Source organism: Lonsdalea quercina subsp. quercina (assembly GCF_000688695.1).
GTDB classification, from domain to species: domain Bacteria; phylum Pseudomonadota; class Gammaproteobacteria; order Enterobacterales; family Enterobacteriaceae; genus Lonsdalea; species Lonsdalea quercina_D.
Genome location: NZ_JIBQ01000005.1, coordinates 219,636 through 243,019, shown reverse-complemented (window position 1 = coordinate 243,019; position 23,384 = coordinate 219,636). Strand labels below are relative to the sequence as shown.

Below are 23,384 nucleotides of genomic sequence, written 5' to 3'. Positions count from 1 at the left end.
CATGTTACAAGTATCGGAACTGAATCAATATTACGGCGGCAGCCACATCCTGCGCGGCCTGTCGTTCGAGGCCCGGCCCGGCGAAGTCACCTGTCTGCTGGGGCGCAACGGGGTGGGCAAAACGACACTGCTCAAATGCCTGATGGGCCTGATCCCGGCCAAATCCGGCGAGATCCGCTGGCAGGATCGCGTCATCAACCACCGTAAACCGCATCAGCGGGTCCAGGCTGGCATCGCCTACGTGCCGCAGGGCCGGGAGATCTTTCCACGTCTGACGGTGGAAGAGAATCTGCTGATGGGTCTGGCGCGTTTTTCCGGCGCGCTGGCCAGATCGGCTCCGGAAGAGATTTACCGGCTGTTTCCCGTCCTGGAGGAGATGAAAGCGCGGCGCGGCGGCGACCTATCCGGCGGCCAGCAGCAGCAGTTGGCGATCGGCCGCGCCCTCGCCTGCCGACCGCAGTTGCTGATCCTCGATGAACCCACCGAAGGTATCCAACCTTCCGTGATCAAAGAAATCGGCGCCGTGATCCGACAGTTGTCCCAACGGGGAGATATGGGGATTTTGTTGGTCGAACAATTCTACGACTTCGCCGCAGCGCTGGCCGATCGTTATCTGGTCATGTCCCGGGGCGAGATCGTCCAACGCGGTCTGGGGCCGGACATGGAGAAAGACGGCGTGCGCCATCTGGTCGCGATATAGCCGCGCGAGGGGCGCTGCCGCGCTTGCAGAAAGGTCTTTTCATGCAGGTCATGGGGACACCATGGAACGCAATGCGCACAGAAAAGATCACGTTGCGGCGACTGACCCAGGCAGGTTTCGGGAATATACGCGTCATTCATGACCGCGCCGGTCTGTTCCCCACGGTGCGGGCCGGAAGAGGCTAAAGAATCTGCGAGAAAAGACGGTGCCCGGCCCGCGTAAACGGCGCCAGGGCACGTCAATCTGGGTCGTCGGGAGACTCAGGCTCCGGCGCGTTGAACGCGCGAAACCGCGCGTCGTAATCGTCGCTTCGGGGCGCATCGCGCAGGCGTTGAGCGCGGGCGACAACGATCTCCTCCGCCTCCGGCCGATCCCGCAGCAACGCCATCGTCTCACTGATAAACGCGTCGAGCGGCATCGCCCGCGGATCGTGCCCCTGCTCGCCCTGCAAATCCGTCTGCACCCAGGGCGGGATGATCTCGATAACTTGCACCGCGCTATCGCGCAGCTGAAAACGCAGCGACTGTGTATAAGAGTGCAGCGCGGCTTTGCTGGCGCAGTAGGTCGGCGTGACCGCCTGGGGCAGAAACGCCAGTTCGGACGTCACGTTAAGGATCGCCGCACGAGGTTGCCGAAGCAGATGCGGCAACAACGCGGTGGTCAGATAGATCGGCCCCAGCAGATTGGTGGAGATCGTCTCCTGCACCGTTTGCCAGTCACGCTCGGTCACCTTTTCCCGCCGCTGAATACCTGCGTTGTTGATCACCCCATTCAACGTCGGAAAACGCGCCGTCAGCGCCTGAACAAAAGCTTCTACGCCGTCCGGCGAACGCTGGTCGAGCACGAGATACGCCATGCCCGCATGGGCGGACGCGACCTTGCGCAAACGGGACTCGTCACGTCCCGCGATAACGACCTGGTTCCCGGCCCGATGAAAAACTTCCGCCAGTCCGCGACCTATTCCCGAGCCGCCGCCGGTAATGAGCAACGTATTTCCCGTCATCTGCATGTTGAGCTCTCCGCCCCCCGATTCATCACTGGTGGTAGATGAAGGTTGTCACATCATTATCACGCAGTTGATACGTCCCGCTGAAGCGGCGTCCTCGCAGGAAGTCCGGCGACAGGTCGCACAGCAGCTCCAAGGTGAAAGAGTGACTCGCGCAATCCAGTTCCAGTATCTTGACATCCAGAAAATCAAAATAGTGTTTTACCTGCGGATACAGCGCTTTATACAAACTTTCCTTGGCGGAAAACGTGAGCGTCAACAACGTGGAAAAGCGACCGGGGAAAACCTCATGCATCCAGTCGAACTCTTCATCGTTGATGATGCCCGGCCATAGGCTATTCGCCCGCTCTTCGCTCATGACCGTTTCTACATCCAATCCGACGTAGGAGGCCGTATCCTGACGCATGTGCGCCGCGCAGAGCGCGGAGTCTGCATTGTGGCTCAGTGATCCGACGATAAAGTCCGGCCACTGCGGCGAACGATCCTCGCCGTTTTTCAACGTGTATCGTTCAACCCCCAGGCGTTCAAGCACCCTGCGGGCGAGATAACGTCCAGCCAGATACTCAGCCCGACGCTTCGGCACTGAGCGGGCAATTTCTGCTGTGAAAGGAATCCCTGCTCGAAAGAACAAATCATCACGATAAGTCCGCAGAGAAAAATGACAGCGAGCCCCTACCCCAGGGTAAATAGCTTCGCTGTCAGCCTGGTGGAACGTAACCCACTCTATATCTTCTATAAAAACAGAAAGCATATTCGTTAACTCTTCAAGCGGAACCTAGTGCATATGCCACTAGTTCACAGTACAGAGATGCAGCAGCGCTACCTCCCTGTAAAACACTACTCACAAAGCCAGAAAGAAACCGGCGATACTGGCGCTCATCAGATTCGATAACGTTCCTGCCGCAATGGCTTTCATTCCGAAGCGGGCAATGTCCTGACGTCTGTTCGGGGCCATGCTGCCCAGACCGCCGATGAGAATGGCGATAGAGGACAAATTGGCGAAGCCGCACAGAGCAAACGAGACAATCGCTTTAGTGTGTGTAGACAGCACCTGTAAACCGGAGGCCGCAACGATATCGTCAGGCTTGAGGTAGGAGCTCAAATTCAAATAGGCCACAAATTCATTAACAACCAGCTTCTGTCCAATGAACGATCCGGCAACGGTCGCTTCACTCCACGGCACGCCGATCAGGAATGCCACGGGTGCAAAAATCCAGCCCAGAACCAGCTCCAGAGACAACTGCGGGTAATCGAACCAGCCTCCAACTCCGCTGAGGATACCGTTAAGTAAAGCAATCAGAGCGATAAAAGCCAGTAACATTGCGCCAACATTTAACGCCAATTGCAAACCCGACGCCGCACCGCCCGCCGCCGCGTCGATGACGTTGCCCGGCTTTTGTTCTTCGCCGTCGAAATTTTGAACGGTCTCGCGGTCACGCGTCTGTTCCGTTTCCGGCATAATCAGCTTGGCAAACAGCAGACTCCCAGGCGCGGCCATGAAGGAAGCGGCAATTAAATACTCCAGCGGCACGCCCATCTGCGCATAGCCCGCCAGAACGGAGACGGAGATAGAGGCCAGTCCGCCGCACATGACGGCGAACAGTTCGGACTGCGTCATGCCCGCGATGTAAGGACGCACCACCAGCGGCGCTTCCGTCATGCCGACAAAGATATTCGCGGTGGCGGAGAGAGATTCGGTGCGTGAGGTCCGCAACAGCAGCTGCAGGCTACCACCCAGCAGGCGTACGACCCATTGCATGATGCCGAGGTAGTAGAGCACCGCGATCAGAGAAGAGAAGAAAACAATCATCGGCAGTACCCGCAGCGCAAAGACAAAGCCGCCGCCGCCGAAGATCTCGAACATTTTATCCGAGGCCAGACCGCCGAACATAAACGCGATCCCGTCATTGCCGTAGGCGATGACGTTGCCTACGCCGGAAGTAATACTGGCAAGAACCTGACGCCCCAAGGGAACATAGAGCGCCAACACACCAATGCAGACTTGGATCAAAAAAGCGCCGATGACCGTACGAACGTTTATTGCGCTACGGTTATGAGACAGCATGATTCCGACCAGGATCAATACAGCCATCCCCACCAGACTCATCAACATTTCCATGGAAAATCCCTTTAGTAGAGAAAGTAATGAATAAGAAAGTATGTGCTACTGCCTGGGCGCATCCCTTGCCTTAGAAAACTTAACAAGCTGAGAAGCCAGGCGACGAAAAGGCATATCGGCAGCAATCAACGATGCATACAACATTAAATGAATAAAAACGTCAAATATTCTTAAATATTGTATATTTTGGGATAAAAGTGCATTATTCCCCTTCTTTCTACCCACTATTCATCACGTTACCTATTGTCATAAAACAAAAAAACCCATCTGACGATGGGAGATAAAGTGATACAGAAGGGAAAAATGAACGAGTCTGGCAGAAAGAAAAAGCGACTATTCCGGCATTGTCAAACTGAATGTTAAATTTTTCAACATTGATAACATCTGATTAGGATTTACTCACCTCCGCAGGACCTGTGCCTTTATCCGCAAGATCGAACACACGCCGTGTATTCGCCAATAAGGCCGCCACGATTTGCGCCGGGGTTTCTTCCCGCAGTTCACATAATGAAGATAACACGTTGCGGATACGCTCAGGGCGATTGGGCGCGCCCTGATGCCCATACACCGGCATATCCGGCGCGTCCGTCTCCAGCAAAAGACATTCCAGCGGCAATTGCGCGATGGCCTTGCGCGTTTTACTGGCGCGCGGATAGGTAATCGTTCCCCCAACGCCGATACAATAGCCGAGCCGGACGAACGCCATCGCCTGCTCATAGCTGCCTGAAAAACCGTGTACAACGCCCGTACGCGGCAGGGAGCATCGCCGCAGTATCGCCGCCAGACGGTCATGTGTACGCCGGGAGTGCAGTATCGCCGGCAGATTGTGACGACGCGCCAGCGCCAGCTGTTCGCCGAGAAAGTGGCACTGGCGATCGAACTGCGGATCGTCCATGTAAAGATCCAGCCCCACCTCACCTACCGCCACCACCTCTTTGCGGTGCGACTGCAACCGGGCATCCAGCAACGCCAAATCCTCGTCGTCATGACGGGCGATGTACAACGGATGCAATCCCAGCGCCGCATGCAGGCCAGGCCACCGTTGGGCGAGTTGCAAGATGAGATCGAAATGATGGGAATCCACTGCGGGGATGATGATGTCGGTAATGCCTGCGTCCTGAGCGCGCCGCACGCTGGCCGCCTCGTCGTCCAGAAACAGCGGAACGTCAAAATGACAGTGGGTATCTATCAGCGGACCCGGCGCGTGGGAGCGCAGGTCGGTCTGGCTGGCGGTGTGTTCGGAACCCGGCATGAGCATTTACGACCTCTTTGCTGAATAAGAGGATGTGAGGATAGCAGTTACCGAGCCTGAGCGTCATGCCTCTGCAACAGGGCTGACCGGCAGCGGCGCCCATGCATTCCCCTCTCGATTCACCCACGAAGGCTGGCAAAAGGGACACCACCCCCTCGGAGTATCGAGCATGACAAAAAAGCATGGGCCGCCTGACGTAAAACCGGCCCGCGCATCCTGAGGGATACCGGGCCGGCGTTAACAGACGTGATGGAGAACAGACCGAAATTCACATCCTTTGCAGCAAACTCATGCCGCCATCCCTAGGGTCGCTTCCGTCCCATAAAGAGACTGATCAGGAATAGAATGATACCGATCACGAAGACAATTTTAGCGGCACTCGCTGCTACGCCCGCCAGTCCGCCGAAACCCAGCGCGGCGGCGATCAGCGCCACAATCAGAAAAATAATACCCCAACGAAACATACGCTCTCCTTCAATATCCGGTGATTAAAGTGATGTTATTGCAGCCTGCGTCATGGTACGCAACGCGTCTATCCGACGGGACAGCGTCATGAGCCCAAAACCGCGCTCATTTGTCGGATGGCGCCAAAGCCGCCCTGAGCGAAGATACCGTCGGTGAGTCGTCCTGACAGGCGCGGCGGAGAAAGGACCGCCGCGCTGGTGTGATCGCGGGTTACCCGTTGAACGGCATAACCCGGAGTCGAAGCTGAATTAGGATTTCACCGTCAGGTCGTTCTTGACGCTTTTGACCCCTTCAACAGCCTTGGCCAAACTTTCCGCCTGAGCCGACTGTGCCGCCGTCGATACCTGACCGGTTAGCTGCACAATACCGTCATGCGTTTCAACTTTGATGTGGCGAGACGGAACGATGCTATCCGCCAGGAGTTTCGCTTTGACTTTGCTGGTGGTTACCGTGTCCCCGGCATAAGCGCCGACGGTCTGGGAACCTTTTTCATCTTTAACCTGCAGCTTATCGCTGACGGACTTCACGCCTTCGGTCTTGCTCGCGATGCTGACCGCGTGTGCAGAGAGGTCCTGGCTGGTGACAAAGCCGCTCAGGGTCACGACGCCTTTAGAGGTTGCGACGGAGATGTCACCGCTATCGATGGTTTTATCTTCCAGCAGCGCGCTTTTCACCTTGGCGGTGATCGTGCTGTCATCCAGATAGTTCCCTGCAGAAGTCATGGAGCTATCGACTTTCTGTCCGGTGGTGTCGGCCACGTTCTTCACCTTCTGGCTGAACGTTTCTTGTGCCATCGCCTGACCGCCCAGCAACATAGTACCCAGAACAACGGCCATTACTGATTGTGCAATCTTGGTCTTTTTCATCTAGATCTTCCTTTTTGTTGCCACTATTTCACTGCACGGAATGTGCTCATAAAGAGTCAATCACGAGGCTAGTGCGTCGTAGCCGTCATCGGCTATTGAATAGATTGTCATGCCGTGAATTACCTGCACTCCAATATAACTCACTACCTCTCGTTAAATTAACAGTGAAACAAACTAGAAATGTCGTACACCTAGTTAACTATAGTCGACTGTGGATAAAAACCCAGGTAACCGGAGGAAAAAGGCCGCAGATTCGAGAGATTCAGATTTGTCTGTGCGGCGAAAGGGCGCCTGATGATGAGAAGATTGTTCTTAATTGATTGAAATTTATGAATAAAAAACAAAAAGCCAGGCATGTGCCTGGCTTGCGTCATCTGTGTAAATTCTGAGCAGGGAATTAATGTTCTCGCGTTTTATGGAACTGCACGTCCGGGTAGCGTTCCTGCGTCAGGTTCAGGTTCACCATCGTTGGGGCCACATAGGAGAGGTTGTCGCCGCCGTCCAGCGCCAGATGCTGCTCGTTCTTACGCTTAAATTCTTCCAGTTTTTTGACGTCGTCGCACTCCACCCAGCGTGCTGTCGAGACGTTGACCGACTCATAAACCGCTTCTACGTTGTACTCCGTCTTCAGACGGGCAACGACCACATCAAACTGCAGCACCCCCACCGCGCCCACGATCAGATCGTTATTGATCAACGGACGGAATACCTGCACCGCGCCCTCTTCGGACAGCTGAACCAATCCTTTCAGCAGCTGTTTCTGCCTCAGCGGATCGCGCAGGCGAATGCGGCGGAACAGTTCAGGCGCGAAGTTCGGAATACCGGTGAATTTCATGTCTTCACCCTGCGTGAACGTATCGCCGATCTGAATGGTGCCGTGGTTATGCAAGCCGATAATGTCGCCGGGATAAGCCTCTTCCACATGGGAACGGTCGCCCGCCATGAAGGTCAGCGCATCCGCAATCGTCACATCTTTACCGGTCCGCACCTGACGCAGCTTCATCCCTTTTTCATATTTACCTGACACGACGCGCATGAAAGCCACGCGGTCACGGTGTTTCGGGTCCATATTGGCCTGGATCTTGAAGACGAAACCGGAGAATTTCTCTTCCGACGCAACCACTTCGCGCACGTTGGTGTTACGCGGCATCGGCGTCGGCGCCCAGTCGACCAACCCATCCAGCATGTGGTCAACGCCGAAGTTACCCAGCGCGGTGCCGAAGAAGACCGGCGTGAGGTCGCCGCTCAGGAAAGCTTCTTCTTCGAATTCATTGGAAGCGCCCTGCACCAGTTCCAGCTCTTCGCGCAGCTGGGCCGCCAGCTCTTCGCCGATCTCACTGTCCAGCTCAGGGTTATTCAGCCCTTTAATAACGCGCAGTTCCTGGATGGTGTGCCCCATCCCGCGCTGATACAGGTAGGTTTCATCTTTATAGAGGTGATAGACCCCTTTAAACAGCTTCCCGCAGCCGATAGGCCAGGTGATAGGCGAACAGGCGATGTTCAGCTCGCTTTCCACTTCGTCCAACAGCTCCATCGGATCGCGGATGTCGCGGTCGAGCTTGTTCATAAAGGTGAGAATCGGGGTATCGCGCAGGCGGGTGACGTCCATCAGTTTACGAGTACGATCTTCCACCCCTTTCGCGGCATCAATCACCATCAGACAGCAGTCGACGGCGGTCAGCGTACGATAGGTATCTTCCGAGAAGTCTTCATGCCCCGGGGTATCCAGCAGGTTGACCAGGCTATCCCGATACGGGAACTGCATCACAGACGTCGTGATGGAGATACCACGCTGTTTTTCCATTTCCATCCAGTCGGATTTGGCGTGCTGATTAGAGCCGCGGCCTTTTACCGTACCGGCGGTCTGGATCGCCTGTCCGAACAGCAAAACCTTTTCCGTGATGGTGGTTTTACCGGCGTCAGGGTGGGAAATAATGGCAAAAGTCCGTCGTTTCGAGACTTCGCGGGCAAATTCACTTGGAGACATGTTGTTCAGGCTTCTTCAGGTTAGCACCCGGCGTCAGCATCAGATCGCAGCGATGTCACGTCAGGCAGAGCGGAAATCAATCGTTAAGCGGGGCATTTTCTCTGATTTACCGGTCATAAACAATCGGTGACTGAAAGAGGCGCCTTTTCTTTACCGTTTATCGCCCCACATCGGCAAACGAGCCTCACGTCAGCGTCGTGTCCGCCGCGAGCGCAGCGGGACCGGTTGGTGTGATCAGGGGGGCAATATTGAAGATAGCGTTTTCGTTCAGCGACGTGAGTCGGACTCTCGCGGCATCTCGCCGTTCTCGTCGTCGCTGTCCGGATCGTCATCTTCGACCGGCGTGTTGGCGGTCAGCAGATAGGGCGACTGCTGCCAGCGGGAGCGGCGGTGCTGCAACAGCGTACGCGCCAGAATGATGCCGATGGCCAACGCCAGCAAAATCATCAGCCGAAGAATGTTAGTCGTGTTGTCCACCTGCTTGGCTTCAGTCGCCAGCACGTGGGTGTCCAGCGTCACACGGAGAAAGCCAATCGGCCCATCCTTGCCGTTGATCTGCTCCACCAGTTGATGGTTGAAGTAACTCCCGGCGCGATTGCCATCGAGCGCCAGCCGGTCACGCAAAGGGATCTGCTCGCCGGCCCGCGATATCAGCGTGCCGTCCAGCGCATAGATGCCGGCATCCAGAATCCGGCTGCGATCGGTCAGATTCAGCAACACGTCGTGGATCCGCTGGCTGTTGTCATCGTTGCCTTCCAGCAACGGAGTCAGGCTGAACGCGACCTGACGGGTCAGCGTCCGTGTCAGCTCTTCAACCTGTTCAGAACGAGCCATCTGATGACTGAGGCTAAAGTACGACGATCCCTGCATCAGGATCACCAGCAAAGCCAGACAGATCAGCACAATAGCCGTACGATGTAAGCGAAATTTCAACCGAGCCCGAACCATGGGAACACCTGCGCGATTTGGAGAGTTTAATGTTGCCAGAAGCGTTGACGATAGGATAGCTTGTTCCGTTGTTTTATCATTGTCCTCTTTATGACCGTTCAACGTCGTCAACACAACACCCGCAGGAAAGGATTTACCCCATGTCGAACCGTTTGACCTATCGCGATCTGCCCGTCGAGATCAATTGCTGGCCCAATTTGCCGCTATCGCTCAGCGGTGACGAAGTCATGCCGCTGGACTATCGAGCGGGCAATACCGGCTGGTTGCTCTACGGCGACACCCTCGACAAAAACGCGTTGTCCCGCATGCAGCGTCTGCTGGACGAACCCATGGTCATCGTCAGCGCCTGGAGCGTGGGCGACTATCAGGTCGTTCGACTGGCGGGGATTCTGACGCCACATATCGCCGAGTCGGCGCACACGCTGGGGCTGGACGTGGCGGCGATGGGCAATCACCCGACGCTGCGATCGCCCGGTTTGCTGGTCATGGATATGGACTCCACGGCGATCCAGATCGAGTGNATTGATGAAATTGCCCGTCTGGCGGGCGTGGGCGATCGGGTGGCGGCCATCACCGAGCGCGCCATGCAAGGCGATCTGGATTTCTCTTCCAGCCTGCGCGAGCGTGTCGGCACGCTGAAAGGCGCGGACGCGAATATCCTGTTGCAGGTACGTGACACTCTCCCGCTGATGCCCGGTCTGGAACAGATGGTGAAACAGCTGCAGGAAGCCGGTTGGCATCTGGCGATCGCCTCCGGTGGTTTTACCTTTTTCGCCGATCATCTGCGCTCGAAACTGGATCTGGTCGCCGCTGTCGCCAATTCCTTGGGCATGCGCGACGGCAAACTGACGGGCGAAGTGGAAGGCCCGATCGTCGACGCCCAATATAAGGCGGACACCCTGCGGCAGTTGGCCGATAAACTGGAGATTCCTTTGGAACAGACGATCGCCATCGGCGACGGCGCCAACGATCTTCTGATGATAAAAGCCGCGGGGCTTGGGATTGCCTATCACGCCAAACCCAAGGTCTATGCCCAAACGTCAACCAGCATCCGCTATGCGGACTTGACCGGCGTGCTGTGTATTCTCAGCGGCAGCCTGCGACACGAACAACGTTAAATAAAGAAGTGAGGTAAACCGTGGCAAAAGCCGCTAAACGCGCCTTCGTCTGCAACGAGTGCGGCGCTGATTATCCGCGCTGGCAGGGGCAATGCAGCGCCTGTCAGGCCTGGAATACCATCACGGAGGTTCGTCTGGCGGCCGCGCCGTCGTCAGCGCGTAGCGACCGCTTCGCCAGCTATGCGGGCGACAGCGCCGGGGTCAGCAGCCGGGTACAGAAACTCTCTGAAATCAGTCTTGAAGCGCTGCCGCGCTTCTCTACCGGCTTTCAGGAGTTCGACCGGGTGCTGGGCGGGGGTGTCGTGCCCGGCAGCGCCATTTTGATCGGCGGCAACCCCGGCGCGGGTAAAAGTACCCTGCTGTTGCAAACGCTGTGCAAACTGTCCGAACAGATGAAAACCCTGTACGTGACGGGCGAAGAGTCGTTGCAGCAGGTCGCGATGCGCGCGCACCGGCTCGGCCTCCCCGCGCAGAATCTCAACATGCTGTCGGAAACCAGCATCGAGCAGATCTGCCTGATCGCCGAGCAGGAACAGCCGAAGCTGATGGTCATCGACTCCATTCAGGTGATGCATCTATCCGATATCCAGTCCTCGCCGGGCAGCGTGTCTCAGGTGCGTGAAACCGCTGCCTACCTGACCCGTTTCGCGAAAACCCGCGGAGTGGCGATCGTGATGGTCGGCCACGTCACCAAAGACGGTTCGCTGGCGGGTCCGAAGGTGCTGGAGCACTGCATTGACTGTTCCGTACTGCTGGACGGCGACGCGGACTCCCGTTTCCGCACGCTGCGCAGCCATAAAAACCGTTTCGGCGCCGTCAATGAACTGGGCGTTTTCGCCATGACGGAACAGGGACTGCGTGAAATCAGCAACCCGTCCGCCATTTTCCTGAGCCGGGGCGACGAGATCACCTCCGGCAGCTCGGTGATGGTGGTATGGGAAGGCACCCGGCCGCTGCTGGTGGAGATTCAGGCGCTGGTCGATCATTCGATGATGGCGAACCCCCGTCGGGTCGCGGTGGGGCTGGAGCAAAATCGTCTGGCGATCCTGCTGGCGGTTCTACATCGCCACGGCGGCCTGCAGATGTCGGATCAGGACGTGTTCGTCAACGTCGTGGGCGGTGTAAAGGTCACGGAAACCAGTGCCGACCTGGCGCTGCTGCTGTCGCTGGTCTCCAGCCTGCGCGATCGCCCGCTGCCGCAGGATCTGGTGGTCTTTGGCGAAGTCGGATTGGCCGGCGAGATCCGACCGGTGCCAAGCGGACAGGAGCGGATCACCGAAGCCGCCAAGCATGGCTTCAAGCGCGCGATCGTGCCTTTTGCCAATATGCCCAAGAAGCCGCCGGCCAACATGCAGGTGTTTGGCGTCAAGAAGCTGGCGGACGCGCTTGCCATTCTGGATGAACTCTAACGGCAGATAGCTTTGGATTATGACCCGGCCACTGTGGTATTTTGTTTAGTAAGCTAAACAAGGAGCGCCGGATCATGTCACCATTCGATTACCTCAAATCGGCTATCAGGCAACAGGGCTGTACCCTACAGCAGGTTGCCGACGCCACCGGGATGACGAAAGGCTACCTTAGCCAACTGCTGAACGCCAAAATCAAAAGCCCCAGCGCGCAGAAGCTGGAAGCGCTGCATCGATTCCTGGGGCTGGAATTCCCCTACCACCAGAAAAGCATCGGGGTCGTGTTCGGTAAATTTTACCCACTGCATACCGGCCACATCTATCTCATCCAGCGCGCCTGCAGCCAGGTGGATGAACTGCATGTCATCATGGGATTCGACGAGGAAAGGGATCGCACCCTCTTCGAACACAGCTCCATGTCGCAGCAGCCGACCGTCAGCGACCGCCTGCGTTGGCTGCTGCAAACCTTCAAGTATCAGAAAAATATTCATATTCACGCCTTTAACGAAGAAGGCATGGAACCCTACCCGCATGGCTGGGACGTCTGGAGCCAGGGCATTAAAAAATTCATGGCGGAAAAAGGCATCGAACCTAACTTCGTCTACACCAGCGAAGAGCAGGACGCGCCGCAGTACGCACCGCATCTGGGGATCGACGCCGTGTTGGTCGACCCGAAGCGCTCGTTCATGAATATCAGCGGCTCGCAGATCCGACAGAATCCGTTCCGCTACTGGGAATATATTCCTACGGAAGTGAAACCCTTCTTCGTGCGCACCGTCGCGATTCTGGGGGGGGAGTCCAGCGGAAAATCGACGCTGGTCAATAAGTTGTCCAATATCTTCAACACCACTAGCGCCTGGGAATACGGTCGTGACTACGTGTTTTCACATCTGGGCGGCGACGAAATGGCCTTGCAATACTCCGACTACGACAAAATCGCGCTAGGACAGGCTAAGTACATTGATTTTTCAGTGAAATATGCCAATAAAGTGGCGTTCATCGATACCGATTTCATCACCACGCAGGCCTTTTGTAAAAAATATGAAGGGCGCGAGCACCCGTTCGTGCAGGCGCTGATTGAGGAGTACCGCTTCGATCTGGTGATTTTATTGGAAAACAACACGCCGTGGGTGGCGGACGGTCTGAGAAGCCTGGGCAGCACGGCGGACCGCTCAGAATTCCAAAATCTCCTGAAAGAGATGCTGGCGCAGAATAACGTCGACTATGTCTATGTCACGGAGTCAGACTATGACAGCCGCTTCCTGCGCTGCGTGGAACTGGTTCAGAACATGCTGGGACATGACAGTCGCAGCATGAACTAAACTCAGCGCGCTTCACGCCGGCCACTGCCATACGCAGGACGGCGTGAGGATTTCCGGGAGCGGTACGTCCCAGTGGGCGGCCGGCACCTGCTCGACCCGCTGACAATCGTGAGCCAGCCCCATGGGATATGGCCCGCGCTCCTGCCAATGTTCCAGCGTACGATCGTAGAATCCGCCCCCCATGCCCAATCGTTGTCCCCTGTCGTCAAACGCCACCAGCGGCGTAAACAGGATATCCAGCTGGCGCGTCGGCAATACCTGACGTACGTCCAATCGCGGCTCTAAGATGTTGAGCCGGTTGAGCGTCAGCTCCGTGTCACGTTCATAGCGCAGAAACATCAGATGACCGGCGCTGAACGGATGCAAGACGGGCAGGTAGACCTGTTTGCCCTGCCGCCAGAGCGCATCAATTAACGGAGCGGTATCCAGCTCGCCGTCAAATGAGAGATACGCCGCTATATGTCGGGCCTGCTGAATGCGAGGGTGAGCGATGATGCGCTGCGCCGCCTGTTGAGAGAAACTCGCCTGCTGTTCGGCGCTGAGCGCTCGGCGCCGTTGGCGTATACGCTGGCGAAGGGTCTGACGGTCAAGATCGGCGGAGCGATCGGCAGAAGAATCGGGCGTCTGCATATCGATTATCAGCCTGTAGGAAAAGGATATAAGAGGAAGGAATCTCCGAGATGCCGCCGCAGGCTGTAACCCTTGAACCCTTGGTTCAAGGTGAACGTCACGTCGCAGTTTTTAGGCTTCTCGGACGGACCGAGCATGCGCACCAACCACAAGCACAACATTCTGTTGGTTGTAAATATCGGCTCAGGGGACTGGCCCGCTGGCAAACATCTCAGAGAAATTTTATTCGTTACTCGCTGTTACCCTAACATGTATAACAGCGTTTTGTTACCCGCAATCCACGACCTTTTTACCTAAATGCGCGCTTATTCAAACTGGGCATCCTGACGGTCGGTAATGCGGCCTTGCTCCAACAGCGCCTGTTCGATGGTCTGCTGCAGCATGCGAATCCGTTGTTCCATATTGGAGGCATAGTCACGGGTTTTTGTCCGTTCCTGCGCCAGCTCATGGCACACATTGAGCGCGGCGATAAAGACCAGCTGCTCTGTGTTTGTGACTCTAGTGCGAACTTTAAGATCTTGCAACCGCTGGTTAAGATCTTCCGCAGCCTGATTCAACGCATCCTGTTGTTCTGGCGGACAATTCACTCTTAACGAACGGCCAAAAATTTGAATATCTACCGGTTGTGCAGACATGCCACCTTCCTGCCCTTGTGTCGTTTCGCGCCCGCGCAGTTTGATTACCTGGCGCTGCCTGGCAGCCCTTCCAGGTAAAAAGCGGGCGCTACTATATATACCCCAAATAGAAGATACAAGCCCTTTCTGGTATAGCAACGGAGCTTGGTGGTAGCATAACACGAACTCCCCGCAACGACGATGAATGCGCATGTCTATAGAGAACAAACTCCCTGGCTATGAAGCCACTGAACAACTACTGCAACAGCACCAGGTCGCCCTGACGACGGCGGAAATGCACGGCTTGATTAGCGGCATTTTGTGCGGCGGCAATCACGACGACAGCTGGAAAACGCTGGTGTCGGAACTGACCAACGATGGCCTCTCTTTCCCGCAGGCGCTCGCGCAGCCGCTGCTGGAGATTTATCAGATCACCCGCAATACGCTGGAAGATGAAGGCTTTATGTTTCAACTGTACCTGCCGGACGACACGCAAGACAACGTGACCGTGTTCGAACGCGCCGACGGTCTGGCCGGCTGGGTCAACCACTTCCTGCTCGGACTGGGCGTGGTGCAGCCGCGTCTGGATAAAACGCAGGGCGAATTGAAAGAGGCGATTGACGATCTGCGCAACATCGCCCAGCTGGGCTATGACGAAGACGAAGATCAGGACCAGCTGGCCCAGTCGCTGGAAGAAGTCGTCGAATATGTGCGGGTTGCTGCCATAATGTGTCATAACGAGTTCACGCATCCGGTGGTAACCGCCCCCGAACAAAAGCCGACGCTGCACTAACGTTCGGCTATCCGCCTTACAGGTCAGCGCACGGCGCTGACAATTCAGGAGCAGGTGATGAATCAACAAGAATATCTCCGTCGACGGCAGGCTCTGCTGGAAAAAATGGCGCCTGCCAGCGCCGCGATTATTTTTGCGGCCCCCGAAGCGCAACGCAATGCCGACAGCGACTACCCCTATCGGCAGAGCAGCGATTTCTGGTACTTCACCGGCTTCAATGAACCAGAAGCCGCGCTGTTGCTGATCAAGAGCGACGAAAATCATCATCACAGCGTCCTGTTCAACCGGGTACGCGATATCAACGCCGAAATCTGGTTCGGACGCCGTCTGGGACAAGACGCCGCACCCGCCAAGCTGGGCGTGGATCGCGCGCTGCCGTTCGACGAAATGGGCGAACAGCTGCATCTCCTGCTGAACGGCCTGGACGTGGTTTACCACGCTCAGGGCCAGTACCGTTACGCCGACAAGCTGGTATTCAACGCGCTGGAAACACTGCGCGAGGGCACCCGTAGAGGCTATTCCGCTCCGTCTACGATCACGGACTGGCGCCCATGGGTGCACGAAATGCGCCTGACCAAGTCACCGGTCGAAATCGACCTGATGCGACGCGCCGGAGAAATTACCGCGCTGGCTCATACCCGGGCAATGCAAACCTGCCGTCCCGGCCTGTATGAGTATCAGTTGGAAGGGGAAATTCACTACGAGTTCACCCGTCACGGCGCTCGCTACCCGTCTTACAACACGATTGTGGGCAGCGGTGAAAACGGCTGCATACTTCATTACACCGAGAACGAGAGCCAGATGCAGGATGGCGATTTAGTGCTGATCGACGCTGGCTGCGAGTATCAAGGATATGCCGGCGACATCACACGAACCTTCCCGGTCAACGGAAAATTCACGGCGCCTCAGCGCGAGATTTACAACATCGTACTGGCCGCCGAAGAACGTGCCATCGAGCTGTATGGTCCAGGGCGCAGCATCCGCGAAGTGAATGAAGAAGTGGTCCGCATCATGCTGCAGGGGCTGCTGGACCTCGGTATTTTGCAAGGCGATATTGACGAACTCTATGCCGCAGAAGCGCATCGCGACTTCTATATGCACGGACTGAGCCACTGGCTGGGGCTGGACGTCCATGACGTCGGCGACTACGGGTCGGGCGATCGCGGTCGCATCCTCGCGCCGGGCATGGTGCTGACGGTCGAGCCGGGCCTTTATATCGCCCCAGACGCCGACGTACCGCCGGAATACCGCGGCATCGGCATACGTATTGAAGACGACATCGTCATTACCGCCAGCGGCAACGAGGTGCTGACCGCAGGCGTGGTCAAAGATCCGGACGATATCGAAGCGCTGATGGCCGCCGCGGCGAGCAACGCTTCATGAGTATCCTGATCGTCGGCGGAGGCATGGCCGGCGCAACGCTGGCGCTCGCGATCTCCNCCCTGTCTCAGGGGAAGATCGCCGTCGATCTGATCGAATCCCGCGACCCGCAGGATCGCCAGCATCCCGGATTCGACGCTCGCGCCATTGCCCTATCGGAAGGCACCCGCCAGCAGTTGGAGACGATTGGTATCTGGCCTGCTCTGGCGGATGCCGCCACGCCGATCACCACCGTCCACGTCAGCGATCGCGGGCACGCGGGCTACGTCTATTTGCACGCCCGGGACTATCACGTTGATGCTTTAGGCTATGTCGTTGAGCTGCATGAAGCCGGCAAACGCCTGTTTTCACTTCTGGAGCACGCGCCGGGCGTACGGCTCCACTGCCCGGCGACGGTGGTCAACGTCGAACGCGACGCTGACGGCGCCACGCTGACGCTGGACAACGGCGACGCGTTACGCGGCCAGCTGCTGATCGCCGCCGACGGCTCCCACTCTCAGCTCGCCTTTGCGGCGGGGATACGCTGGCAAGAACATCCTTACGATCAGGTGGCGGTCATTGCCAACGTCGTCACCTCGGAACCTCACTGCGGACGCGCCTACGAACGCTTCACGCCGCATGGCCCGTTGGCGCTGTTGCCAATGAGTCAGGGGCGCAGCTCCCTGGTCTGGTGCCACCCGCAGGCGCGGCAGGCCGAGGTGGATAATTGGAACGACGACACGTTCCGGCGTCAGCTTCAGCTCGCCTTCGGTTGGCGACTGGGCGCAATAACGCACGTCGGTGAACGCCACAGCTATCCACTCGCGCTGCGCACCGCAGAGCGCCACATCAGCCACCGACTCGCGCTGGTCGGTAACGCGGCACAGACGCTCCATCCTATCGCCGGTCAGGGTTTCAACCTTGGGCTACGCGATGTGATGACGTTGGCGGAAACGCTGGTAGACGCCGTGTCTCGCGGAGAGGATCCCGGCAGCTATCCGGTGCTGGATCGCTACGAGCAACGGCGTCAGCCGGATCGCCAAACGACCGTCGCCATCACCGACGGACTGGTGCGGATCTTCGCCAACGCGTATCTCTCAATGGAAGTGGCGCGCAATCTGGGCTTAATGGCCATGAACAGTTTGCCCGTGCTGCGGGATAGTCTGGCCCGCAGAACGCTGGGCTGGGTGGAACGATAACCGTCGCCGACGGCAACAACAGGAATTCACGCTTTATGCAATCATTCGACGTGGTCATTGCCGGCGGAGGCATGGTCGGTCTGGCGCTCGCCTGCGGGCTGCAGGGCAGCGGGTTGAGTATCGCCGTGCTGGAAAAACAGCCGGTCAATGCGCCCTCTTCCCTGCTGGAACTGGCGCCGCGCGTTTCAGCGATCAACGCCGCCAGCGAACAGCTGTTGCGAAAGCTCGGCGTGTGGCAAACCATCGCGGCCCAGCGCATCAGTCCTTACAACGCGATGTCGGTGTGGGATCGGGATAGCTTCGGCAGCATCAGCTTCAACGGCGAAGAAACCGGGTTTTCCCATCTCGGCCACATCATTGAGAACGACGTTATCCAACAGTCGCTGTGGCAACATGCGGAACGCGCGCGCGACGTTACCCTCATCGCCCCCGCCGCGTTGAAACAGGTGGCGTGGGGTGAAAACGAAGCCTTTATCACGCTCGAAGACGGCAGCATGCTGACCGCGCGGCTGGTAGTGGGCGCGGATGGAGCGCACTCATGGCTGCGGCAGCATGCCGATATTCCGCTGACCTTCTGGGATTACGGCCATCATGCGCTGGTCGCCAATATTCGCACCCAGCGCCCGCATGAGTCCGTGGCGCGGCAGGTATTTCACGGCGACGGCATGCTGGCGTTCTTGCCGCTCAGCGATCCGCACCTTTGCTCCATCGTCTGGTCTCTGCCGCCGGAACGCGCGCAGACCCTGCTAGAAGCCCCCGCGACGACGTTCAATTCGCAGGTGGCCGCCGAGTTTGATATGCGATTGGGATTGTGCGAACTGGAGAGCGAGCGCCAAAGTTTCCCGCTGACGGCCCGCTACGCCCGCAGCTTCGCCGCACACCGTCTGGTGCTGATGGGCGATGCGGCGCACACCATTCATCCGCTGGCGGGTCAGGGCGTGAATCTGGGCTTTATGGATGTGGCTGAGCTGATTTCCGAGCTAAAACGCCTACAGGCTCAGGGCAAAGACATCGGCCAGTATCTCTATTTGCGCCGTTACGAGCGTCGTCGCAAACACAGCGCCGCGATGATGCTCGCCAGCATGCAGGGCTTCCGCGATCTATTCGCCGGTTCACATCCGGCCAAGAAACTGCTGCGCGACGTGGGGCTGAAGCTGGCAGATACCTTGCCCGGCATCAAACCGACGCTGGTCCGCCAGGCAATGGGGTTCCACGACATGCCCAAATGGCTGGAGGAGCAACGCTAACCCGCCGCCTTATCATCAGGAGCGTCTTCGACGCTCCTGATCGCTTCCCCCGCTTCATTGATCCCCCTCACCGCACATCCCTCAGCACATGCGCTCGCCCACACATTTTAGCTATGACTCCTCAACGGGCAGATAACAGAGTCACGCTTTATCGAAGATGACATGGCGGAGATAAAGCCAAAATAAAAATACCGCACAATAAAGCGGCGAATCATTTCCGACATGATGTTAAAAGCGATCTCGCTTATTTCTCATTGGCGAAATAATATAAAAAAGCTATTTACATGATATTTCTAACTTAAAATATTCGGCTATAAAATAATAGCGGTTATATTTCTCAAGTGCTGCATTACGCTAACCCTATTGCGCCCTTCCATTAGCATTTCCGCTACACTATTAAAGCGTGACGGCAAGCAGATCCTGTCGACACCTTTCATAGGTAGGTATATGATTGCAACCACATATAATCACAGATCTTCAGTTTCTGCCGGATATTACCAGCGGGGGGATCTGCCGTTTTTGTTCCCTGTTTTTTGCACCGTTATTGAGGAGAAAATAACATGCTGCAAGCGCGTACCGTTAAAGAAAAAGTATTATTGGCCATATTGGTCGGTATTATTGCGGGCATTATTTGTGCCATTACAAAATTCGGTTGGGAAATTCCTTTTCCGCCCAGAACACCCGCACGCGATCTCACTAACCCGCCACAAGAATTGCTGCAACAGCTGGGCATGTCTTTTCAGCTTTCTCATATTAGCTACCTGTTCAACGGCAACCCGCGCCCGATCATGAGCTTCATCATGCACTTCGGTTTTTCAATCACCTTCACCGTGCTGTACTGCATCGCTGCCGAATTCTGCACCAAAATCAAACTGTGGCAGGGCGCATTCTACGGCCTGGTGCTGTGGGTGGTTTTCCACGTGGTTCTGCTGCCGCTGTTTGGTACCGTGCCCGCGCCGTGGGATCAACCGTTCGCTGAACACTTCTCCGAACTGTTTGGTCATATGTTCTGCTTCTGGGTGGCCGAGCTTGCCCGCCGCGACCTGCGCAACCGTATGACTCACCTGCCAGACGCCGGCGAAACGCGCTAATTCGCCGTTAAAAACCCGCACGATTCTGCCGCTGCCTGCACTGGGTAGCGGCATTTTTTTACCTCGCCCCTTTCAACGTCTTCCTTTCGACCTTCATACGCTGTGTTAAAGCCGCCGCTATTCTATGGCCGATGACCATTGGCCTTGGGCGGCTTGACTCACGCAAAGCGGCCACAGCAGCACGTTCGATATCGCTAACGCTCAAAATTATTGAAAAAAATTGACGTTAATTTACATAAAAAGGGCCACCGACTGCATGACGGTCCCCAATAATTACCCTATCGCCGAAAAAATCGCGGTCAGAAGCGCTCCATTTTGTCGATTTCCGCTGTTCGGCCGCTGAATATCCGTCATGATGTATTTTGATTTTCATGATATTTTTATTTCATTTTTATTACATAAAAACCCAACTTATTGTCAGGGTATTTTCCGTGTCTTATTAAACTGGCAAAACTGCGGGACATTGCTATAGATATATTAATACCGAATGCATTTTTCCCTCATGGGGAAAAACGGGACTCGTTCTCTAGCCATTAAAAAAATGGAGCAAATTTAAAAAATAATTGAGATATCAGGATTCGCAGACTCGGCAGGGAGTTGACATCTCGATGGAATAATAATAAAAACAATAAAAATCAATCAATTAAAATAAAATCAATCCATAAAAAACGGTCTCCGCACCCTACAGCGGCGTATACAGCCCTTTTCCGCACACAGCAATAGAATAATGACAACATCATTCACCTTAATTAAGTAAATTAATAGCCACTGTCTGAGGCACAACGCTATGTTACGTTATAGCCGTTAAGGTAATTAATCTGATTTATGTTTTTTCGACTGGTGAATAATTCTTTTTTTCTTACAATCACAACGAGTTATTTATTTTCATCCGTGCCATCCCCAGAGTTCAGACGATATTCATAATCAGTCAATTAACCCATATTTTTTATTTTTGGATCGAGTATGACTAGGGGAAGTGAAAGCGTGTCCACAAGCTCAACTGATATTCAATTTTTTTCACAGGAGAGACCTATTTTGACGACTTTGAAACCCTTGCTCGCCAAAAATCGCAGTTGGGCGCTGCAACGCCGCCAACGGCACCCGCACTACTTCAAGCAGCATGTCTCGGTCCAGAAGCCACACTCGCTGTGGATCGGCTGTTCAGACAGTCGCGTTCCCGCCGAAGTGCTGACGGGCTCCAGCCCTGGAGAGCTATTCGTTCATCGCAACATTGCCAATATGGTGAGTCATGAAGACGATAACTTCATGAGCGTGCTGCAATATGCCCTGGAGTACCTTCGTGTTTCGCGCATCGTGTTGTGCGGCCACTACTGCTGCGGCGGCGTGCAGGCAGCCATCGAACTGCCGACGATGGCGCTGGATCAGGAGAATTCGGCGTTGTCTCGACGGATTACGTCGCTGCGTTCAACGCTGCTCCCCCATCTGTCCGATCATCAGCGTCAGGAAAGCGAGGAAACGCCGGATGAACAAAGAAACCGTCTGGTCGAAGCCAACGTTCGTGAACAGTTCACCCGGCTGGTCCATGCACCTCCGGTTATCAAAGCCTGGGAAGACGGTATGGAACTGAGCGTGTTCGGCTGCGTCTACGACCTGCATAATGGTCACCTGAAGGAGTTGATTCATCAAAGCAACGGGGAGGGCGCCGCATGAACCTCTCAACGCTTCGTCAAGATATACCCGCGGGTATTGTCGTCTTTCTCGTCGCGCTGCCGCTCTGTTTAGGGATTGCGCAGGCTAGCGGGCTGTCTCCGTTTGTCGGCCTGGTCACCGGCGTCATCGGCGGTCTGGTGGTGACGCTGCTAAGCCCGTCGCGCTATGCCGTCAGCGGCCCGGCCGCGGGACTGGTTACGATCGTCTCCGGGGCCATCGAATCACTGGGCTCTTTTGCCGCTCTGCTGTTCGCCATCATGCTGTCGGGCGTACTGCAATACCTTATGGGCATGGCCCGCGTCGGTCGTTTCATTTCGGTGGTGCCTGGCAGCGTGATCCGCGGCATGTTGGCCGCCATCGGTCTCCTGTTGATCATGCAGCAGATCCCGCTGGCGCTGGGTTTAGCCGATCCAAAGCAGATCGGTTCGCTGTGGCGCGATCTCGGTTCGCTACCGTCTTTCAGCGCGCCCTTCGTCGCAATCTCCGGACTGCTGCTGCTTTGGTGCTGGGACCATCCCGCCATCAAACAACATAAAATCTTAAGCTGGTTCCCCGGACCACTGGTTGCCGTTCTCTTTGGCGGCCTGTGCGCGCTTTTCGGAGATCGTATCATCCCCGATTTCGCCGCCACGCTGCCGCGCATTCAGCTACCGGAATTCGATAATCTCGGTCAGTTAGCTGCCGAAGTCATCCGTCCCGACTGGCAGGTTTGGAACAATCCCACCGTTTATATTGTCGCCGTCACGCTGGCGCTGGTCGCCAGTCTCGAAACGCTGCTCAGTCAGGAGGCCCTGAAGAAAATCAAGCCGCAGACGCCGCCGCCATCCCCGGATAAAGAGCTGCGCGCTCAGGGCGTCGGGAACTTGCTTAGCGGATTTGTCGGCGGCCTTCCCATCACAGCCGTGATCGTGCGTAGCTCCGTCAACGTAAACGCAGGCGGTCGCAGTAAAATCTCCATTCTGCTGCACGCCGTCCTGCTGTTGCTGAGCGTGCGCTATATGAGTCAGCTGCTGAACATTATTCCTCTGGCTAGCCTGGCGGCGGTATTGCTGTATACCGGATATAAGCTGGCGGCGCCCGCTCTGTTCGTCTCTCAGTGGAAAAATGGCTGGCAGCAGTTTGCCCCGTTCATCATCACGATCACCGGTATTATCGTATTCGGTATGCTCGCGGGGATCGGGTTGGGGATAGCGTCTCAGCTCGCCATCAGCAGCTATAAGAGCCATCGCAATGCGCTGCAACTCACGCGCTACGGCAACCATTTCGTGCTGCGCTTTCAGAAGAACCTAACGTTCGTGCACAATCCGCACCTACAGTCGTTACTCAACAAGATCCCCGCGCACAGCGTGGTCATCGTCGAGCATGACAATGCGGACTACATCGATGCGGATGTCAAAAACATGCTGCTAGAGTTTCGCGAAGAGGCGACGCAACGCGGCATTCGTCTGGCGCAGTGGCCACTGTGATGCGATGAAGTTTCGAGTCGTGCCACCTCTGTCCAAGGCTTCATCTTAAAACCCGGGCCGTTCTGACGGCCCGGTCTCCGTCCCCCTCAACCGTCTCCTCACCGCCGTTTCAACGGCGATTTCCC

General features: G+C 56.3%; 21 protein-coding genes and 1 other RNA gene. 11 read left to right on the top strand and 11 right to left on the bottom strand.

The window, feature by feature from the left end; translation table 11 throughout:
* Nucleotide 1: 1 nt before the first annotated feature.
* The gene (urtE, locus tag SB13_RS06150; RefSeq protein WP_026739516.1) at nt 2–700 is read left to right on the top strand and encodes an urea ABC transporter ATP-binding subunit UrtE; all 699 of its coding nucleotides are present in this window, start codon (nt 2–4) and stop codon (nt 698–700) included.
* A 238-nt stretch (nt 701–938) separates the two neighbouring features.
* Here urtE and SB13_RS06145 read toward each other — a convergent pair whose 3' ends face one another.
* From SB13_RS06145 to SB13_RS06115, 8 genes are all read right to left on the bottom strand, one after another.
* Complete coding sequence (locus SB13_RS06145) at nt 939–1,709, bottom strand: SDR family oxidoreductase (protein ID WP_026739515.1); 771 nt, start codon at nt 1,707–1,709, stop codon at nt 939–941.
* Nucleotides 1,710–1,734: 25 nt separating this feature from the next.
* Nucleotides 1,735–2,457 carry a 4'-phosphopantetheinyl transferase family protein gene (locus tag SB13_RS06140; RefSeq protein ID WP_026739514.1) on the bottom strand — a complete coding sequence of 241 codons (723 nt, stop codon included), beginning with the start codon at nt 2,455–2,457 and terminating at the stop codon, nt 1,735–1,737.
* Nucleotides 2,458–2,547: 90 nt separating this feature from the next.
* Nucleotides 2,548–3,819 (bottom strand): NupC/NupG family nucleoside CNT transporter, encoded by a 1,272-nt coding sequence (locus tag SB13_RS06135; RefSeq protein ID WP_026739513.1) that lies wholly within the window; start codon nt 3,817–3,819, stop codon nt 2,548–2,550.
* A 394-nt stretch (nt 3,820–4,213) separates the two neighbouring features.
* Nucleotides 4,214–5,083 (bottom strand): TatD family hydrolase, encoded by an 870-nt coding sequence (locus tag SB13_RS06130; RefSeq protein ID WP_026739512.1) that lies wholly within the window; start codon nt 5,081–5,083, stop codon nt 4,214–4,216.
* Nucleotides 5,084–5,379: 296 nt separating this feature from the next.
* A complete protein-coding gene (locus tag SB13_RS17220) occupies nt 5,380–5,541 on the bottom strand; it encodes a DUF1328 domain-containing protein (protein ID WP_071999747.1) in 162 nt (53 codons plus the stop codon).
* Nucleotides 5,542–5,790: 249 nt separating this feature from the next.
* Nucleotides 5,791–6,408 carry a molecular chaperone OsmY gene (gene osmY, locus SB13_RS06125; RefSeq protein WP_026739511.1) on the bottom strand — a complete coding sequence of 206 codons (618 nt, stop codon included), beginning with the start codon at nt 6,406–6,408 and terminating at the stop codon, nt 5,791–5,793.
* Between the two features lie 397 nt (nt 6,409–6,805).
* Nucleotides 6,806–8,395: a peptide chain release factor 3 gene (gene prfC, locus SB13_RS06120; RefSeq protein ID WP_026739510.1), complete on the bottom strand. Its 1,590-nt coding sequence runs from the start codon at nt 8,393–8,395 to the stop codon at nt 6,806–6,808.
* Between the two features lie 267 nt (nt 8,396–8,662).
* Nucleotides 8,663–9,343: a YtjB family periplasmic protein gene (locus tag SB13_RS06115; RefSeq protein WP_026739509.1), complete on the bottom strand. Its 681-nt coding sequence runs from the start codon at nt 9,341–9,343 to the stop codon at nt 8,663–8,665.
* Between the two features lie 140 nt (nt 9,344–9,483).
* Here SB13_RS06115 and serB point away from each other — a divergent pair, with 140 nt between their 5' ends.
* From serB to nadR, 3 genes are all read left to right on the top strand, one after another.
* On the top strand, nt 9,484–10,461 hold the full coding sequence (gene serB, locus SB13_RS06110) for a phosphoserine phosphatase (RefSeq protein WP_026739508.1): 978 nt from the start codon (nt 9,484–9,486) through the stop codon (nt 10,459–10,461).
* 20 nt (nt 10,462–10,481) lie between these two features.
* On the top strand, nt 10,482–11,870 hold the full coding sequence (radA, locus tag SB13_RS06105) for a DNA repair protein RadA (RefSeq protein WP_026739507.1): 1,389 nt from the start codon (nt 10,482–10,484) through the stop codon (nt 11,868–11,870).
* A gap of 74 nt (nt 11,871–11,944) precedes the next feature.
* The gene (nadR, locus tag SB13_RS06100) at nt 11,945–13,189 is read left to right on the top strand and encodes a multifunctional transcriptional regulator/nicotinamide-nucleotide adenylyltransferase/ribosylnicotinamide kinase NadR (RefSeq protein ID WP_026739506.1); all 1,245 of its coding nucleotides are present in this window, start codon (nt 11,945–11,947) and stop codon (nt 13,187–13,189) included.
* A gap of 12 nt (nt 13,190–13,201) precedes the next feature.
* On the opposite strand, the gene SB13_RS06095 is transcribed toward nadR, so the two are convergent.
* The 3 genes from SB13_RS06095 to zapA form a co-directional block, all read right to left on the bottom strand.
* Nucleotides 13,202–13,819: a 5-formyltetrahydrofolate cyclo-ligase gene (locus tag SB13_RS06095; RefSeq protein ID WP_026739505.1), complete on the bottom strand. Its 618-nt coding sequence runs from the start codon at nt 13,817–13,819 to the stop codon at nt 13,202–13,204.
* Nucleotides 13,820–13,857: 38 nt separating this feature from the next.
* Nucleotides 13,858–14,040, bottom strand: a non-coding RNA gene (ssrS, locus tag SB13_RS17215) — 6S RNA.
* Nucleotides 14,041–14,124: 84 nt separating this feature from the next.
* The gene (gene zapA, locus SB13_RS06090; protein WP_026739504.1) at nt 14,125–14,454 is read right to left on the bottom strand and encodes a cell division protein ZapA; all 330 of its coding nucleotides are present in this window, start codon (nt 14,452–14,454) and stop codon (nt 14,125–14,127) included.
* Between the two features lie 190 nt (nt 14,455–14,644).
* Here zapA and SB13_RS06085 point away from each other — a divergent pair, with 190 nt between their 5' ends.
* The 7 genes from SB13_RS06085 to SB13_RS06055 all read left to right on the top strand — a co-directional run bounded on the left by SB13_RS06085 (nt 14,645) and on the right by SB13_RS06055 (nt 23,259).
* Nucleotides 14,645–15,226, top strand: a complete 582-nt coding sequence (locus SB13_RS06085) for a YecA/YgfB family protein (protein WP_026739503.1) — start codon at nt 14,645–14,647, stop codon at nt 15,224–15,226.
* Between the two features lie 57 nt (nt 15,227–15,283).
* Nucleotides 15,284–16,609 (top strand): Xaa-Pro aminopeptidase, encoded by a 1,326-nt coding sequence (pepP, locus tag SB13_RS06080; RefSeq protein WP_026739502.1) that lies wholly within the window; start codon nt 15,284–15,286, stop codon nt 16,607–16,609.
* Nucleotides 16,606–17,784, top strand: coding sequence for a 2-octaprenyl-6-methoxyphenyl hydroxylase (ubiH, locus tag SB13_RS06075; RefSeq protein WP_026739501.1), 1,179 nt, complete (start codon nt 16,606–16,608; stop codon nt 17,782–17,784). Before pepP ends, ubiH begins: the two co-directional genes overlap by 4 nt.
* A gap of 35 nt (nt 17,785–17,819) precedes the next feature.
* Nucleotides 17,820–19,031, top strand: a complete 1,212-nt coding sequence (gene ubiI / locus SB13_RS06070) for an FAD-dependent 2-octaprenylphenol hydroxylase (RefSeq protein ID WP_026739500.1) — start codon at nt 17,820–17,822, stop codon at nt 19,029–19,031.
* Between the two features lie 563 nt (nt 19,032–19,594).
* A complete protein-coding gene (locus SB13_RS06065) occupies nt 19,595–20,122 on the top strand; it encodes a YagU family protein (RefSeq protein ID WP_026739499.1) in 528 nt (175 codons plus the stop codon).
* Nucleotides 20,123–21,157: 1,035 nt separating this feature from the next.
* Nucleotides 21,158–21,793 (top strand): carbonic anhydrase, encoded by a 636-nt coding sequence (locus SB13_RS06060; RefSeq protein ID WP_051616503.1) that lies wholly within the window; start codon nt 21,158–21,160, stop codon nt 21,791–21,793.
* A complete protein-coding gene (locus tag SB13_RS06055; RefSeq protein ID WP_026739497.1) occupies nt 21,790–23,259 on the top strand; it encodes a SulP family inorganic anion transporter in 1,470 nt (489 codons plus the stop codon). The genes SB13_RS06060 and SB13_RS06055 overlap by 4 nt, the downstream gene beginning before the upstream one ends.
* The last annotated feature ends 125 nt before the right edge of the window (nt 23,260–23,384 follow it).

Excerpts from the sequence above, each read along its gene's own strand:
- urtE (WP_026739516.1), top strand. The coding sequence starts at position 2 with ATGTTACAAGTATCGGAACTGAATCAATATTACGGCGGCAGCCACATC.
- SB13_RS06145 (WP_026739515.1), bottom strand. The coding sequence starts at position 1,709 with ATGCAGATGACGGGAAATACGTTGCTCATTACCGGCGGCGGCTCGGGA.
- SB13_RS06140 (WP_026739514.1), bottom strand. The coding sequence starts at position 2,457 with ATGCTTTCTGTTTTTATAGAAGATATAGAGTGGGTTACGTTCCACCAG.
- SB13_RS06135 (WP_026739513.1), bottom strand. The coding sequence starts at position 3,819 with ATGTTGATGAGTCTGGTGGGGATGGCTGTATTGATCCTGGTCGGAATC.
- SB13_RS06130 (WP_026739512.1), bottom strand. The coding sequence starts at position 5,083 with ATGCTCATGCCGGGTTCCGAACACACCGCCAGCCAGACCGACCTGCGC.
- SB13_RS17220 (WP_071999747.1), bottom strand. The coding sequence starts at position 5,541 with ATGTTTCGTTGGGGTATTATTTTTCTGATTGTGGCGCTGATCGCCGCC.
- osmY (WP_026739511.1), bottom strand. The coding sequence starts at position 6,408 with ATGAAAAAGACCAAGATTGCACAATCAGTAATGGCCGTTGTTCTGGGT.
- prfC (WP_026739510.1), bottom strand. The coding sequence starts at position 8,395 with ATGTCTCCAAGTGAATTTGCCCGCGAAGTCTCGAAACGACGGACTTTT.
- SB13_RS06115 (WP_026739509.1), bottom strand. The coding sequence starts at position 9,343 with ATGGTTCGGGCTCGGTTGAAATTTCGCTTACATCGTACGGCTATTGTG.
- nadR (WP_026739506.1), top strand. The coding sequence starts at position 11,945 with ATGTCACCATTCGATTACCTCAAATCGGCTATCAGGCAACAGGGCTGT.
- SB13_RS06095 (WP_026739505.1), bottom strand. The coding sequence starts at position 13,819 with ATGCAGACGCCCGATTCTTCTGCCGATCGCTCCGCCGATCTTGACCGT.
- zapA (WP_026739504.1), bottom strand. The coding sequence starts at position 14,454 with ATGTCTGCACAACCGGTAGATATTCAAATTTTTGGCCGTTCGTTAAGA.
- SB13_RS06085 (WP_026739503.1), top strand. The coding sequence starts at position 14,645 with ATGTCTATAGAGAACAAACTCCCTGGCTATGAAGCCACTGAACAACTA.
- pepP (WP_026739502.1), top strand. The coding sequence starts at position 15,284 with ATGAATCAACAAGAATATCTCCGTCGACGGCAGGCTCTGCTGGAAAAA.
- ubiI (WP_026739500.1), top strand. The coding sequence starts at position 17,820 with ATGCAATCATTCGACGTGGTCATTGCCGGCGGAGGCATGGTCGGTCTG.
- SB13_RS06055 (WP_026739497.1), top strand. The coding sequence starts at position 21,790 with ATGAACCTCTCAACGCTTCGTCAAGATATACCCGCGGGTATTGTCGTC.